This is a genomic window from Thauera sp. DNT-1, assembly GCF_055393985.1.
The window spans coordinates 3,278,611-3,292,514 of the sequence record NZ_AP043752.1 but is presented as its reverse complement, the minus strand read 5'-3'; the positions used below and the strand labels follow the sequence as shown (position 1 = coordinate 3,292,514).

9 protein-coding genes are annotated in these 13,904 nt (G+C 65.1%); 3 read left to right on the top strand and 6 right to left on the bottom strand.

Going from position 1 to position 13,904, the window contains the following annotated elements:
* Positions 1–46: 46 nt before the first annotated feature.
* A complete protein-coding gene (locus tag ACZ5PP_RS15175; RefSeq protein WP_138860870.1) occupies positions 47–1,432 on the top strand; it encodes an LLM class flavin-dependent oxidoreductase in 1,386 nt (461 codons plus the stop codon).
* Positions 1,429–2,748, top strand: a complete 1,320-nt coding sequence (locus ACZ5PP_RS15170) for an acyl-CoA dehydrogenase family protein (RefSeq protein ID WP_464826209.1) — start codon at positions 1,429–1,431, stop codon at positions 2,746–2,748. The genes ACZ5PP_RS15175 and ACZ5PP_RS15170 overlap by 4 nt, the downstream gene beginning before the upstream one ends.
* 50 nt (positions 2,749–2,798) lie before the next feature.
* On the opposite strand, the gene ACZ5PP_RS15165 is transcribed toward ACZ5PP_RS15170, so the two are convergent.
* From ACZ5PP_RS15165 to ACZ5PP_RS15140, 6 genes are read right to left on the bottom strand one after another with little or no spacing between them, the layout of a single operon-like run.
* Positions 2,799–5,825: a type I restriction endonuclease subunit R gene (locus ACZ5PP_RS15165; protein ID WP_464826208.1), complete on the bottom strand. Its 3,027-nt coding sequence runs from the start codon at positions 5,823–5,825 to the stop codon at positions 2,799–2,801.
* A gap of 52 nt (positions 5,826–5,877) precedes the next feature.
* Entirely contained in the window at positions 5,878–7,011 is a 1,134-nt protein-coding gene (locus ACZ5PP_RS15160; protein ID WP_138861362.1) for a Fic family protein, read from the bottom strand.
* Positions 7,008–8,282, bottom strand: coding sequence for a restriction endonuclease subunit S (locus tag ACZ5PP_RS15155; protein ID WP_464826207.1), 1,275 nt, complete (start codon positions 8,280–8,282; stop codon positions 7,008–7,010). The genes ACZ5PP_RS15160 and ACZ5PP_RS15155 overlap by 4 nt, the downstream gene beginning before the upstream one ends.
* The gene (locus ACZ5PP_RS15150; protein ID WP_464826206.1) at positions 8,279–8,629 is read right to left on the bottom strand and encodes a hypothetical protein; all 351 of its coding nucleotides are present in this window, start codon (positions 8,627–8,629) and stop codon (positions 8,279–8,281) included. The genes ACZ5PP_RS15155 and ACZ5PP_RS15150 overlap by 4 nt, the downstream gene beginning before the upstream one ends.
* Positions 8,626–10,566 carry an ATP-binding protein gene (locus ACZ5PP_RS15145; protein WP_464826205.1) on the bottom strand — a complete coding sequence of 647 codons (1,941 nt, stop codon included), beginning with the start codon at positions 10,564–10,566 and terminating at the stop codon, positions 8,626–8,628. The genes ACZ5PP_RS15150 and ACZ5PP_RS15145 overlap by 4 nt, the downstream gene beginning before the upstream one ends.
* A complete protein-coding gene (locus tag ACZ5PP_RS15140) occupies positions 10,563–12,695 on the bottom strand; it encodes a type I restriction-modification system subunit M (RefSeq protein WP_464826204.1) in 2,133 nt (710 codons plus the stop codon). Before ACZ5PP_RS15140 ends, ACZ5PP_RS15145 begins: the two co-directional genes overlap by 4 nt.
* A gap of 375 nt (positions 12,696–13,070) precedes the next feature.
* On the opposite strand from ACZ5PP_RS15140, the gene ACZ5PP_RS15135 reads away from it, so the two are divergent.
* A complete protein-coding gene (locus ACZ5PP_RS15135) occupies positions 13,071–13,904 on the top strand; it encodes a MetQ/NlpA family ABC transporter substrate-binding protein (protein ID WP_273421260.1) in 834 nt (277 codons plus the stop codon).

Here is a 13,904-nt window from a genome sequence, read left to right as displayed (position 1 = left end):
CCCGTTGCCGCCTCTCCGCCCTCCATCCCTCGGAACAGGACACCCCATGCCCGCCCTCGCCTTCAACGCCTTCGTCATGAACACCGCCTCCCACATCCAGCACGGACAGTGGCGGCACCCCGATGCCCGACAGGTCGATTTCAACGACGTCGATCTGTGGGTCGACCTCGCGCGCACGCTCGAGCGCGGCCTGTTCGACGCCATCTTCTTCGCCGACGTGGTCGGCCTCTATGGTCCGCTCGGCGGCGACTACGAGGTCAATGCGCGCGAAGGGCTGCAGATCCCGAGCAACGACCCGTCGGTGCTGCTGTCGGCCCTGGCGGTGAACACCGAGCACCTCGGGCTCGCCTTCACCAGTTCGGTGCTGCAGGCCCACCCCTTCGACTTCGCGCGCAAGGTGTCGACGCTGGATCACATCTCGCGCGGACGGGTGGCGTGGAACATCGTCACCACCCACCTGGAGAACGCCGCGCGCAACTTCGGCCAGGACCAGCTCACCCCGCACGACGAGCGCTACGCCTGGGCGGCGGAATACGTCGATGTCGTCTACAAGCTGTGGGAAGGCTCGTGGGACGAGGGCGCGCTGCTGATCGACCGCGCGCGCGGCGTGTTCGCAGACCACAACAAGATCCACAAGATCCACCACGTCGGCCCACGTTACCGGGTGGAAGGGCCGCACCTGAGCGCGCCCTCGCCGCAGCGCACGCCGCTGCTGTTCCAGGCCGGCTCATCGGGCGCCGGACGCCAGTTTGCCGCGGCCAATGCCGAAGGCCAGTTCATCGTCACCCCCAATCCCACGGTGGCTGCGGAGCTGATCCGCGACACCCGCCGCCTCGCGGTGGCCACCGGCCGCCGCGCCGAAGACATCAAGTTCTTCCAGGGCCTGAGCTTCATCATCGGCAGCACCGAGGCCGAAGTGCGGCACAAGGAAGCGGAATACGACGCATACGCCAGCGTCGACGGCTTCCTCGCCCACCACAACTACGCGGTCGACCGCTACGGCAGGCCCTACCCGGCCGACACCCCGCTGGCGGCGATCCAGTCCGAGGCCAGCCAGAGCATCCTCGACTGGTACGCGAAGAGCTCGCCGGGCACCGAACCGACCGTGGCCGACCTCGGCCGCCTGGCCTCGCGCCGCGGCCGTGTCGCCGGCACGCCGGAGCAGATCGCCGACCAGCTCGAGCTGTGGCAGCAGGCCGGCGTCGACGGCATCAACGTCATCAACTGGCACCTGCCCGGCTCCTACGAGGAGTTCAACGAACACCTGCTGCCGGTGCTGCAGCAGCGCGGCCTGGCCAAGCGCGAGTACCGCCCCGGCACCCTGCGCCAGAAGCTGTTCGGCAGCGACCGCATCAACGAGCGCCATCCGGCCGCCCGCTATCGCGGCGCCTTCACCCCCAAGACCGAAACCCGCAATGTGGAGTTCGCATGAACGCACGACAATCCGGCCTGCCCCATCCCTTCATCAGAACGAAGTCCGGCGCTGAACCGGCGGTCTCTCCGACGGCCGTCGCGCCCGCGCTCGCCGCCCCTGCGCCGCAGTTCGAGACCCTGGCCGCGCGCTTCCGCCCCATCTTCGCCCGCATCGCCGAGCGCGCCGCCGAACGCGAGCACGACCGCGAGCTGCCCTTCGACGCCGTCGGCTGGCTGCGCGAGGCCCGCTTCGGCGCCCTGCGCGTGCCGGTGGAACACGGCGGCTTCGGCGCCTCGGTCGAGCAGTTCTTCGCGCTGCTGATCGAGCTCGCCGAGGCCGACTCGAACCTGCCCAACATCTTCCGCGCCCATTTCGGGCAGATCGAGCGCCTGTACGCCGAGATCGACCCCGCGCACCGTGCCCCCTGGCTGGAGCGCGCCGCCGCGGGCGAGATTTTCGGCAACGCCACCACCGAGATCGGTGACGGCGCGCTCGGCCAGCCGGCGACGCGGATCACCCGCCAGCACGGCGCGCTGCGCCTGAACGGCACCAAGTACTACAGCAGCGGCTCGCTGTACGCCGACTGGATCGCGGTGAGCGCGCAACTGCAGGAGGAGGGCGTGGCGGGCGGCGCCGAGCAGCCCGTCATCGCTCTGGTGCGGGCGGACGCCCCCGGCGTGGAGCGCATCGACGACTGGAAGGGCTTTGGCCAGCGCCTGACCGGCTCGGGCACCACCCGCCTCACCGACGTCGAGGTCGACCCCGCCTCGATCTGGCCTTGCGCGCGCAGCGGGCCGACGTCGATGACCGCCTTCTTCCAGCTCGTCCATCTGGCCACGCTGACCGGCATCGCCCGTGCCATCGAGCGCGACGCCTGCGCCTACGTACGCCCGCGCAAGCGCGTGTTCAGCCACGGCGGCGGCACCACCCCGCGCGAAGACCCGCTCATCCAGCAGGTCGTCGGCCAGCTCGCCAGTACCGCCTACCTGGCCGGCGCCACCGTCGGCGCAGTGGCCGCCAGGCTCGGGGACATCGACCGCCTGCGCCGGCGCGGCGAAGCCGTCCCCGAAAGCCTGCTGGTGGACGTCGAGCTGAGCGCGGCAAAGGCCCAGGTCGGCCTGGTCGACGCCGTGCTGACCTCGACCACGCGACTGTTCGACGTCGGCGGCGCCTCGGCGGTGCAGGAAGACCGGCGGCTGGACCGCCACTGGCGCAACGCGCGCACGCTGGCCTCGCACAACCCGGTGATCTTCAAGGCGCGGGTGGTGGGCGACCACGCGATCAACGGCACCGCGCCCGGGTTCTACTGGACGGTGGGTGCGGCGACGGGGTGAGGCGAAGGCCCGAGATGTCGTCGTGGGTTTGCTGCGCAATCCGGGCGGCGTCAGCCGACCAACTTCCTTGCCGCCGACAGCCGATCGTAGACCTGGCCTCCAAGCCATTTCGACACCAGCGCCTGCATCTCCGGCTTGGCCATGTAATCGGTGAACAACTCCTCGTTCAACTCCATGCGCTCGATGAACAGGGACTCCAGCACCTGCCTGAACACGAGCTGGAACTTGTCGAGGGAATTGACCTCGGCCGCCCTCTGCAACGACTCGTTCAAGCTCGCTGCCTCGGCGATCTGGTCGAAGAACAACTGGTCCGCTTCGTTGAGTTCGTCGCCGAAGCGCTGGTTGATGATGTCGATCAGGCGCGACAGCGAAACCTGCTCTTCGCGTACCATGCCCGAGCCCACCTCGCGCGGGCCGTCCAGCGGTTTGGCATAGCCCTCGTCGAGGCTGATCGAGCCTTCACTGATCTTCTGCAGGCGGTAATAGTCGAGCTCGACCTCTTCATCGAACTGGTAGCCGGGCCCGCTCTTGCGCTTGGGCAGCTTCAGCGCGAGGTGGCGCAGGTAGGCGAACAGCTTCTCCAGATCGCTGTCCTGATACGGAATCACCTGGCTCAGAAAGCCGTACAGATTGCGGAAGGCCTGCAGCTTGCCGCGCCACAGCTCGGCTTCCTCCTCTTCCGTGTGTTGCAACTGCACGAAGCGCGCGACCGCCTGATCGAGGACCGCGTTCATCGCCTTGTGGTCGCCGGGGCTCTGGCGGCGCTTGGGCGCGAAGAACACCCGCGAAAAATCGCTCACCTCGGTCTGACGGTAGATGCCCGAGGCATCGAGCTCGGCCTTCACCGCGTAGAGCCTGTCGGGATCGACCGCCTCCCCCATCACCGCGCCTTCGTAATACTGGCGGAAGGCCTCCTGGATCTCGCCCGGCTCATTGACGAAGTCGAGCACGAAGGTGTCGTCCTTGAGCGGATGGGTGCGGTTCAGGCGCGACAGCGTCTGCACCGCCTGGATGCCCGCCAGGCGCTTGTCCACATACATCGTGTGCAGCAGCGGCTGATCGAAGCCGGTCTGATATTTCTCGGCCACCAGCAGCACGCGGAATTCCGGCTTGGCGAAGGTTTCCGGCAGCGCCTTCTCCTTCAGCCCACCGTTCATCTCCACTTCGGTGTAGGTTTTCTCGGCGATCCTGTCGTCTTCGACACTGCCCGAGAATGCGACCAGGCTCTTGATCGGGTAGCCTTTTTCCTCGATGTAGCGATCGAATTCCTGCTTGTAGCGCACCGCCTCCAGCCGCGAGCCGGTCACCACCATCGCCTTGGCGTGGCCGCCGATCTTGTGGCGGGTGAAGTGCTGGAAGTGCTCGACCATCACCTCGGTCTTCTGGCCGATGTTGTGCGGGTGCAAGCGCATGAAGCGGGCCAGCGCCTTGGCCGCCTTCTTGCGCTCGACGTTGGGGTCGTCCTCGGCCTTCTTGATCAGCTTGTAGTAGGTCTTGTAGGTGACGTAGCTCTTCAGCACATCCTCGATGAAGCCTTCCTCGATCGCCTGGCGCATGGTGTAGCGGTGGAAGGGCTCGCCCTTGCGGCCGAAGATCGCCAGCGTCTTGTGCTTTGGCGTGGCGGTGAAGGCGAAGAAGCTGATGTTCGGCTGCTGGCCACGCTTGGCCATGGAACGGAACAGGCGCTCGAGTTCGAGTTCGCCTTCTTCCTCCGCCATCTCCTGCGCCTTGCGCCGCAGCTCGGCGCCACCGAGCACGCCCTTCAATTCCGTCGCCGTCTCGCCCGACTGCGAGCTGTGCGCCTCGTCGATGATCACCGCGTAGCTGCGCGTGGGCAGATGGCTCTTGCTGCCCTCGCCGCGTTCTTCGGCGAGCTTCATCAACTGCCCGGACACGAAGGGAAACTTCTGCAAGGTCGTGATGATGATCGGCACGCCCGCCTCCAGCGCCTCGGCGAGCTGGCGCGAGTCCTCGTCGATCTTCTGCACCACCCCCTGGCGGTGGTCGAACTGGTAGATGGTGTTCTGCAACTGGCGGTCCAGCACCACGCGGTCGGTGATGACGACCACGCTGTCGAACAGCCGCTGATCGCGCTCGTCGTGCAGGCTGGACAGGCGATGCGCCAGCCAGGCGATGGTGTTGCTCTTGCCGCTGCCGGCCGAATGCTCGACCAGATAGTTATGGCCTACGCCCTCGCTGGCGGCCGCCGCCACCATCTGGCGCACCGCCTGCAACTGGTGGTAGCGCGGAAAGATCAGGCTTTCCTTGCGCAGCTTCTTGCCGTCGTCGGTGGTCTTCTCTTCGACATCGAGATGCAGGAAGCGCGCGAGCAGGTCGAGCAGGCTGTCGCGCTGCAGCACCTCTTCCCACACGTAGGCCGTCTTGTAGTTGCGCCCCTCGGGGTCGGGCGGGTTGCCGGCGCCATCGTCCGCGCCGCGATTGAAGGGCAGAAAGTAGGTCGATGAACCGGCCAGGCGCGTGGCCATGTGCGCCTCTTCGGTATCCACCGCGAAATGCACCAGCGCGCGCTTGGAAAACACGAAGATCGGCTCGCGCGGGTCGCGATCGTGGCGGTACTGGTGGATGGCGTTGGCGGCGGTCTGGCCGCTGAGCGGGTTCTTCAGCTCCAGCGTGACCAGCGGGATGCCGTTCACCGACAGCACCACATCCAGCGACTTTTCCGACTTCGGGCTGAAGTGCAGTTGGCGGGTGAGCCCCAGCCGGTTGGCCCGATAGCGCGCCTCGAGTTCCGGGTTCAGGCCGTGTGCCGGGCGGAAGAAGGCGATGCGCAAGGTCTTGCCGAAACACTTGAAGCCGTGGCGCAGCGTGGCCAGCGCGCCATGGGTGTCGAGCCACTTGCACAGCGACTCGAGCACTCGCAGGCCGGTCTGCTCGCCGTGCAGCGCCTCCAGCTTGTCCCACACCTTGCCCTGGGTGGCGCGGATGAAGGCCAGCGCCTCGTCGGGGAAGATCGCGCGCTCGCGGTCGAAGGCGTTGCTGTCCACCCGCGCGTAGCCCCCGGCGAGCAAGACCGACTCGATGGCGGTCTCGAAAGCGGCTTCGCTGGTGGTCTTCATCGCTCGTTTCCTTTAGCAGCGCGAGGTATTGGTTAAATATTCAGCGCTAACTTTAACTTGTGAACAGCTTAAGGTAACGGTCAAAGGCATAAACCCTGCCGCGCTGCTGGCCGGTGATCTCCACCAGCACGTGCCGCTCGATCAGCGCCTTGATCAGCGTATTGGCCGTGGGTGTGGACACGCCCAGCGCCCGCTCCAGGTCGGCCGCGGCCACGATGGGGCGCCGGTACAGCAGGTTCAGCGCATCGCGGGCCATGGCCGCGCGGCGGCCCATGTCCAGCGCTGCGTGCTCCACTTCGGTGCGCAACGACAGGATCTGCCGAAAGGTGTCGCGCCCCTTGACCGCGGTCTGCGTCACCCCATTCAGGAAGAACCGCACCCAGTGAATCAGGTCGTTGCTGGTGCGCACCCGCATCAGCGCGTCGTAATAGCTGGCCCGGTTGCGCTCGAAAAAATCCGACAGGTACAGCGAGGGCTTGGCCAGCAGCCCGTGGCTGATGAGGTAGAGCGGAATCATCAGCCGCCCGATTCGGCCATTGCCGTCCAGAAAGGGGTGAATCGTCTCGAACTGGTAGTGGCTGATGGCGACGCGCACCAGATGCGGCACCACCACCGCTTCGTTGTGCCAGAACTTCTCCAGGTCGCCCATCAGCTCGGGCACGCCTTCATGGTGCGGCGGTACGAAGGCCGCATCGGCCAGACTGGAGCCGCCGATCCAGTTCTGGCTGGCGCGGAATTCGCCCGGCAGCTTGTGCTCGCCCCGCACCCCGCGCATCAGCGTGGCGTGGGTCTGCTTCAGCAACCGGTTGGACAAGGGCAGGCGCTGCAACTCGTCAATGGCCAGGTTGACCGCATCGATGTAGTTGCGCACCTCACGCCAGTCGTCGCGCTTCTCGGGCCGGATCTGGTCTTCGGACATCAAGGCCTCGTCAATGGCCGTTTGCGTGCCCTCGATCTTGCTGGAAGTCTGTGCCTCCTTGACCACGTGCATTTCGATGAACAGATCGATGTCGGGAACGATCAGCGAAAACGCATTCAGCTCCCCCAGCGCCTGGGTGGCCTGCTCCAGCAAGGCGTTGATCGTGGCGTCTTCCCAGGTCCACTCGTGGTTGACCGGCACCGGCTCGAAGCTCTTGTACTGGTAGCGCGGCTGCCAGCGGCCCGCCTGGAAGGTTTCGAATTTCATGCGCTCATCTCCTCCAGCGGAATCTGGCCGGTGACCGCGGCGGTGATCAGCGCGGCGCGGCGCTCTTTCAGCAGGTGCAGGGACTGCCGCAATTCACTACGGATTTTCTCGAGTCGGTGGCGTCTGTCGGCCAGGAACTGCCGTATTGCCAGTTGCTCCTCTATCGGCGGCAACGGAACTGGAAGCTCCTTGATGTTCGATCCAGATATGGACGCCAGATTAGTCGAGCGCTTGGCGCGACTCTCGAAGTAACGCTTTGCTTCCAGCGTCGACGTCCATAGGGCGAGCCAGTCGGAGTCGACCGAATGAGGCCTGACCGCGAACACATGGTTTTGATGGAGGCAAGGTGCGATCTCATCCCGCCATACACAGCCACGACCGAGCTTGTCGATGTCGCCACCCTCGTTCATCAACACATCACCCTTCGCGAGAAGGTTCGACGCGGCCTCGGATGCGGGCACCTCAACAGTCAGAACATCGTCCAAGTCAAGGTAACCATCCTGAACATTTGCGACGCGCAAATACGGGTACTCCAGCAATTCACCGGAGTACTGCTTACCCAAGGTCAATCCACCTCGAACCTCGGCAAGCTGCTTCAAACGCTGCAATCCCCAGTGCGTCGGAATCTCGCCCAGCCATTCCTGGCCGGAGGGTTTGAGCGGGGCGTCGGGGTCGAGGCCGCGGGTGACGACTCGGCTGATGAGGGCGGCGCGCTTTTCTTCCAGCAGCGCGAGCATGCGCTCCTTGGCGGCAATCAGCCGGTCGATGCGGGCGGTTTCGCGGTCGAGGTAGTTGGCGATGAGGCGCTGAACATCCTGGCTCGGGAATGGCAGACGGTGCTGACGGAGCACGTCGGGCGACACGCGCTTGAGTCCGCCCGCGCCCGTCATGGAGGCCTCGCCATCCTGCTTGAAGATCGAAGACTGAAAGTAATAGAAGAGGAACCTGCGCTCGGCGACCGTCGGGCGGATCACGAACAGTTCCGAGCTACCAAAGCCCTTCCCACCGACAAGGTGCTCTGCTACGGCGATGTTGCCGTTCTCGAAGCAGGGCGTGACCTTCGCCAGGACGATATCGCCATCCTCGAAGGCAGTGTAGGAAGAGCCGTACTTCGAGAACTTTTCGGAATTCGGGATGAAGTACCCGCACTTCACCCTGTCCATTGGGAGAAAGGTGAGGTCATCGTCGTCGTCAAACTCGTCGAAAGGGACCGACGGATTCAACTCGCAAACGTAGCGTAGCGGGATGGTTTTCCATTCCTGTGAACTCACTCCCCGACCTCCCGCAACTGCTCATCGATGAACAACTGCATCTCTTCCTTCTGCGGCAGTTCGAGCAGGTATGTCGACACGAACAGTTGCTTGTCGATGCCGGCCAAGGCGTACTCGACGAGGGCGTGATGCTTGTCGGTGCGCGGCAGGATGGTGTGGGCAGCCGTTGCGGATTGCGGGGGCAGCGTCCCCACAATCCGGGAGACGCCTAGCGACTCCGTCTGAGCCGGAAGCCGCCCTGCCGATTCGGGAGACAGCGCCTCCCGAATCGGCAGGCATCGGACGAACACACAACAGGCGCTGATCCCGCTGCCTGCCCTGCTTGCATGGTGGACTGACGGGATCATGGCACTTGCACCGCCCGGTAGGCCTGGTCGGGGTCGTTCGGTTTGTCTGGACGGGCCATGACGATGCGACCGGCACGCAGCAGGGGGCGCAGGTAGTTCTGGCGCACCGTTTCGACATTGCGCACCAGCAGTTGGGACAGTTCTTCAGCGCGATAGTCGCGCTGCTGGCAGAGCCGGAAGACAACTTCACGCACGTCCTTGGGCGGGCGGCGTTGGCCGAGACTGCCGACCTGAGCGGCCAGTTCCCCTGGCAACTCGTTCAGCAAGGCACGCCTGACCGCTTGTGCGGCCGGATCGGGGTTGCTGGATAAGCTGCGAGGGTTGCTAGATAAGCCCTCGGGGTTGCTAGATAAGCCCTCGGGGTTGCTAGATAAGCCCTCGGGGTTACTAGATAAGCCGCCTGGGTCACTAGACAAGCCTTCGTCATCGCCTGCCACGTCTTCATCGCTCCCCAGCATGTAGGCCGTGGGCTTGTACCAGGTCGCCGAGCCGCGGCCGTTCTGCTGCAGCAGGCCAGCGTCACGCAGCTTCTTCAGTCCGTGGCTGGCGGCGAGTGTGTCGACCTTGTTGATCTCACGCCAGGTGGCGTTGTCCATGGCACCGACCTCGCGAGTCACGACCAGGGCACGGGCCTCGGCATCGGACAACTGCAGATCCTTGAACTGCCCGAGCCAGGCCAGATCGTCCGGCCCCAAGAAGTGGTGGAAGAACAGACGGACAACGAACTGCTCGCGTTCGCGATCGGACTCGAACAGCGGTGGCGCAAGCCCGGCTTGCTCGCACATTTCGCGCATGACGCGCACGCCGCTGCCCTTGGTCTCGGCAAAACGGGTGTCGTATAGGGCGGCGGCGAGCTTGGGGTTGCGCGGGATCGACCCGGGTTCGCCCAGATGCTCCGGCGACTTGAGCGAGAAGCCCGGGTTGCGGATCTCCAGCCGGTTGCTGTAGCGGATGATCTGGATTGGCGCGTGGCTTCGATAGCTGCGGTGCATCAGGGCGTTGACCACCGCCTCGCGAATGACGCGCTGCGGCACCACTGGGCTGTCCTTGCGTTGCAGGTCGCCTTCAGCCAGCCCGAAGGCCTTGGGCAGATCGTCCAGAATGGCGGCTTGCACCCGCCTGATCAGCCGGATCAGTGGGTCACGCAGCTCGATGCTATCGAAGCGGCGCTCGGGGTCGGGCACCCAGTCGCGGCCGGGCACGCGGATGTAGTCGACCCGTGTCATGGGAAAGCTGCGGCGCAAGGCCACCTGCTTACCGAACAGCAGCAGGCCGGCTACGGTCGGCTGCCACTCGCCGCGCTCGTTCTTTCGCACGCAGCCCAGCGCCTGCAGCAGTTCGTCATCCGACCAGCGCAATTCTTCTGCATCCGGGTTGGCATCGCGACGGGACTGGCGGTAGTCGGCGATGGCATCGGGCGAGAAATCGTCCTGGTCGGCATCCGGCACCAGGCCTGAATCGAAGCTCTCCAGTTGCCGGTTCTGGTACAGGGCAATCAGGTCTTCTTCGTTGCAGTGCTGATCGGTGCTGCCGATCCGCCGGAAAGCACCGCGCGGAAGCCCCTGGGCCTTGAAGTAGATGGGCTTGTCCTGGGGTGCCGCTTCCGGCACAAACGCGAGGATCACCGGTTTGCCGTTCACCGCCTCGGTCTGGATATCCAGACGCAGGGGGCGGTTGAACTTGCTGGCAGCCTGGCTGGCCAGATCGGCACTCAGCTTGTCCGGCTGATCCAGGCCCTGGACCTCATAGCTTGGAAAGAGCGCCAACTCCTCCCTTGCCACGCCAAGCAACACCCAGCCACCGCCGAGGCCGGGCTCGTTGGCAAAGGCGCAGACGGTTTCCAGCAGCGACTTGCCGATCTCACTGGCGGACTTCGCCTCGATGCGCTCGCTTTCATCGAGCAGATTGAGCTGCTCCAGCAGTTCCTGCGCCGTCACTCCGTCACCTCCCGCAGCAAGTCCAGGATCTCCTTCTCGACCTCCGCCAGCTCGGCGTCGATCTCGTGCAGCGGGCGCGGTGGCTGGTACTGGAAGAACACGCGGTTGAAGTTGATCTCGTAGCCGACCTTGCCGATGCCGCCGTCCTGCTCGTCCAGCGTCTCGCGGTCGATCCAGGCGTCGGTCACGTAGGGGCGCACCTCGCGCAGCACGTAGCCGACGATGTCCTCCTTCACCGGGATGTTCTCCGCGTCCTTCAGCGCCGGATCGGGTTCGTACTCGATGTGCTTACCCTTGCCATCGGCGTACAGACCCAAAAGCGCGTACAGCTCGGCCTTCGTGACGTCAGCGGATAAGGCCTGGCCGGGGAACAGCGCGGCGAGGTCGAGCGGCTCGACCTTGTGGTGCCTGGCGATGACCGGCGCGGCCTCGGGGTCCACGGTGGTGAAGCAGTCGCGGAAGATCTTCTTCTGCGCCGTGCCCTTCGCGCCCTTGGCCCAGCCCTCGACCTCATCGGGCAAGTCCATGAACACCTGCTGTACGGCGTCCCAGGCCTGGTTCCAGTCCAGCAGCGGCTCGTCGCCGAGCGCGTCGCGCACCGCCTGCAGGGCGTCGAACAGTTCGGGGCAGGCATTCAGAAAGCGCTCGCGCGCATCCTGGGTGATCTGGAAGCGCAGGCGCAGCGGGCGCAGCACGGTGATGCGGCGGTAGCCGAAGTCGGTGTTGTCGAACACGCGGCTGGTCTCGCCGTCAGCCATGCCGCCGTGCTCGCGGGTGACGGCATCGAGGGCAGCCTGATCGAGGTAGCGGCGCTTGTCGCCCAGGCTGCGCTTCATCGGCGTGTAGCGCGCGCGGGCGTCGATGAGCTGGATCCTGCCCTTGCGTTGGGCGGCCTTGCGGTTGCTGACCACCCAGATGAAGGTGCCGATCCCAGTGTTGTAGAACATCTGCTCGGGCAGGGCGACGATGGCTTCGAGCATGTCGCGCTCGATGATCCAGCGCCGGATGTCGCTCTCGCCGCTGCCGGCCCCGCCGGTAAAAAGCGGCGAGCCGTTGAAGACGACGGCCGCACGCGAACCGGGCAGGTCCTTGTTGCCGGGCGCGTAGTCGGCGAACTTGCTGATCATGTGCAGCAGGAAGAGCAAGGCGCCATCGTTGATCCGCGGCAGCTTGCCGCTGTAGCCGCGGAAGTCGGTCCAGCGGTCGATCACCTTCTTTTCGGCTTTCCAGTCCACACCAAAGGGCGGGTTGGCGAGCAGGTAGTCGAACGAGGGCATATCCGCAAAGCGATCGTCGATCAGGGTGTTGCCGAGTTCGACCCGGCTGTCGCGCTGGCCCTTGATCAGCAGGTCGGAGGCTGCGACGGCGTAGGAGCGCGGGTTGTAGTCCTGCCCATACACCTTGACCGTGGCTTGCTCGTTGTGGGCGCGGATCCAGTTCTGCGCCTCGGCCAGCATCCCGCCGGTGCCGCAGGCCGGGTCGCAGATGGTGACGATGACGCCGGCCTGGGTGAGCACGCTGGTGTCGGGCTCCAGCAGCAGGTTGACCATGAGCTGGATGACTTCGCGCGGGGTGAAGTGGTCGCCGGCAGTTTCGTTGGCGGCTTCGTTGAAGCGCCGGATCAGGTCTTCGAATACCAGGCCCATGGTGATGTTGTCGACCTTGCGCGGATGCAGGTCGATCTCGGCGAACCGGGCGACGACCTGGTAGAGGCGATTGGATTCCTCGAGCTTCTCGATCTCCTTGTCGAACTCGAAGCGTTCGAAGATCCGGCGGATGTTCTCGGAGAACCCGTCGATGTAGTCGGCCAGATGGCGGCCGATGTTCTCCGGGTCGCCCTTGAGCTTGTGGAAATCGAGCTGGCTGTGGTTGTGAAAGCCCAGCGGGTTGCCGTGCTCATCCTTGGCCAGGTTGTTGAGGATGGCGTCGATGTTGGCGATCTTCTTCGCGCTCAGTTCGGCGTGGCGCTTGAGCACAGCGTCCTTGCTGGGCGCCAGCACGGCGTCGAAGCGGCGCAGCACGGTCAGCGGCAGCATCACGCGCTCGTACTGCGGCGGGCGGTAGGGGCCACGCAGCAGATCGGCGACGGACCAGATGAAGTTGGCGAGTTGTTGAAAGCTGGCGCTCATGCATGCGTCCTGGAATGCGAGTGGTTCGGGTGCGCGGCGATGGCCGCACGGGCGCACCGAATCGTCGGGAGTCTACCCGGACCGCTCCCAAACGGTCATCGCATCGGCGACTTCGATCGGGCATGTAGCCAATCCGCGAATCGGCGGGTCACCTGGATCGGGTGAAACCACGCGCTGGCCCGCCCCCGTCCTGCTGCTGCCGATGGTGCACTGCAACCACAAACGCGCTGAAATCCGGACAGCCGCCACACCTCTGCAAAAACTCAAGCGCCTGTTTTAAAGCACCTTTTCTTCTGGCATCGCTCTTGCTCCATGGGCTTCAGGTTGATCTGCACGCAGTCAGTCCTTTTACCGATCCCCATCCAGGAGCCCACCATGAGCAAGAACAACGCATTCCCCCGCACCGCCGCCAAGTGGCTGAAGACCTTCGCCGTCGCCGCCCTTGCGACCTCCACGATCGGCCTCGCCCAGGCCGCCACCGACAAGCCGCTCAAGCTCGGCACCACCGCGGCCTTCGTGCCGGCGCTAGAGGTCGCGGTGCAGGAAGCCGCCGCACAGGGCGTGAAGGTCGAGCTGGTCGAGTTCACCGACTGGAACACGCCCAACCTCACGGTCGCCAAGGGCGACATCGACGCCAACTACTTCCAGCACATCCCCTTCCTCGAGAACGCCAACAAGGCGGGCGGCTTCAACCTGGTGCCGGCCGCGATCGGCATCATCAACAACGTCGGCCTGTACTCGAAGAAGCACAACGCGCTGGCCGACATCCCGGTGGGCGCCAAGGTGGCGATCGCCGGCGACGCGGTCAATGGCGCGCGCGGCCTGCAACTGCTGGAGAAGGCCGGGCTGATCAGGCTCAAGCCGGGCACCGGCTACAAGACCACCCAGGCCGACATCGTCGACAACCCGAAGAAGCTCAGGATCATCGAACTCGAAGCGGTGCAACTGGCGCGCGCGCTCGATGACTTCGACCTGGCGCAGGGCATGCCGCATTACCTGAAGCTGGCCGGCACGATCGACCCGGCCAAGGCGCTGATCTTCGACGGCCAGGACCAGAAGGTGTATGCGCTGCAGTTCGTCACCCGTCCGGAAGGGAAGGATGACCCGCGCCTGCAGAAGTTCGTGCGCATCTACCAGACCTCGCCGGCGGTGCGCGCCGCGCTCGACAAGCATTCCGGCAAGTTCTACACCGCGGCCTGGGAGCACTGA

Excerpts from the sequence above, each read along its gene's own strand:
- ACZ5PP_RS15135 (WP_273421260.1), top strand. The coding sequence starts at position 13,071 with ATGAGCAAGAACAACGCATTCCCCCGCACCGCCGCCAAGTGGCTGAAG.
- ACZ5PP_RS15170 (WP_464826209.1), top strand. The coding sequence starts at position 1,429 with ATGAACGCACGACAATCCGGCCTGCCCCATCCCTTCATCAGAACGAAG.
- ACZ5PP_RS15175 (WP_138860870.1), top strand. The coding sequence starts at position 47 with ATGCCCGCCCTCGCCTTCAACGCCTTCGTCATGAACACCGCCTCCCAC.
- ACZ5PP_RS15140 (WP_464826204.1), bottom strand. The coding sequence starts at position 12,695 with ATGAGCGCCAGCTTTCAACAACTCGCCAACTTCATCTGGTCCGTCGCC.
- ACZ5PP_RS15165 (WP_464826208.1), bottom strand. The coding sequence starts at position 5,825 with ATGAAGACCACCAGCGAAGCCGCTTTCGAGACCGCCATCGAGTCGGTC.
- ACZ5PP_RS15160 (WP_138861362.1), bottom strand. The coding sequence starts at position 7,011 with ATGAAATTCGAAACCTTCCAGGCGGGCCGCTGGCAGCCGCGCTACCAG.
- ACZ5PP_RS15150 (WP_464826206.1), bottom strand. The coding sequence starts at position 8,629 with ATGATCCCGTCAGTCCACCATGCAAGCAGGGCAGGCAGCGGGATCAGC.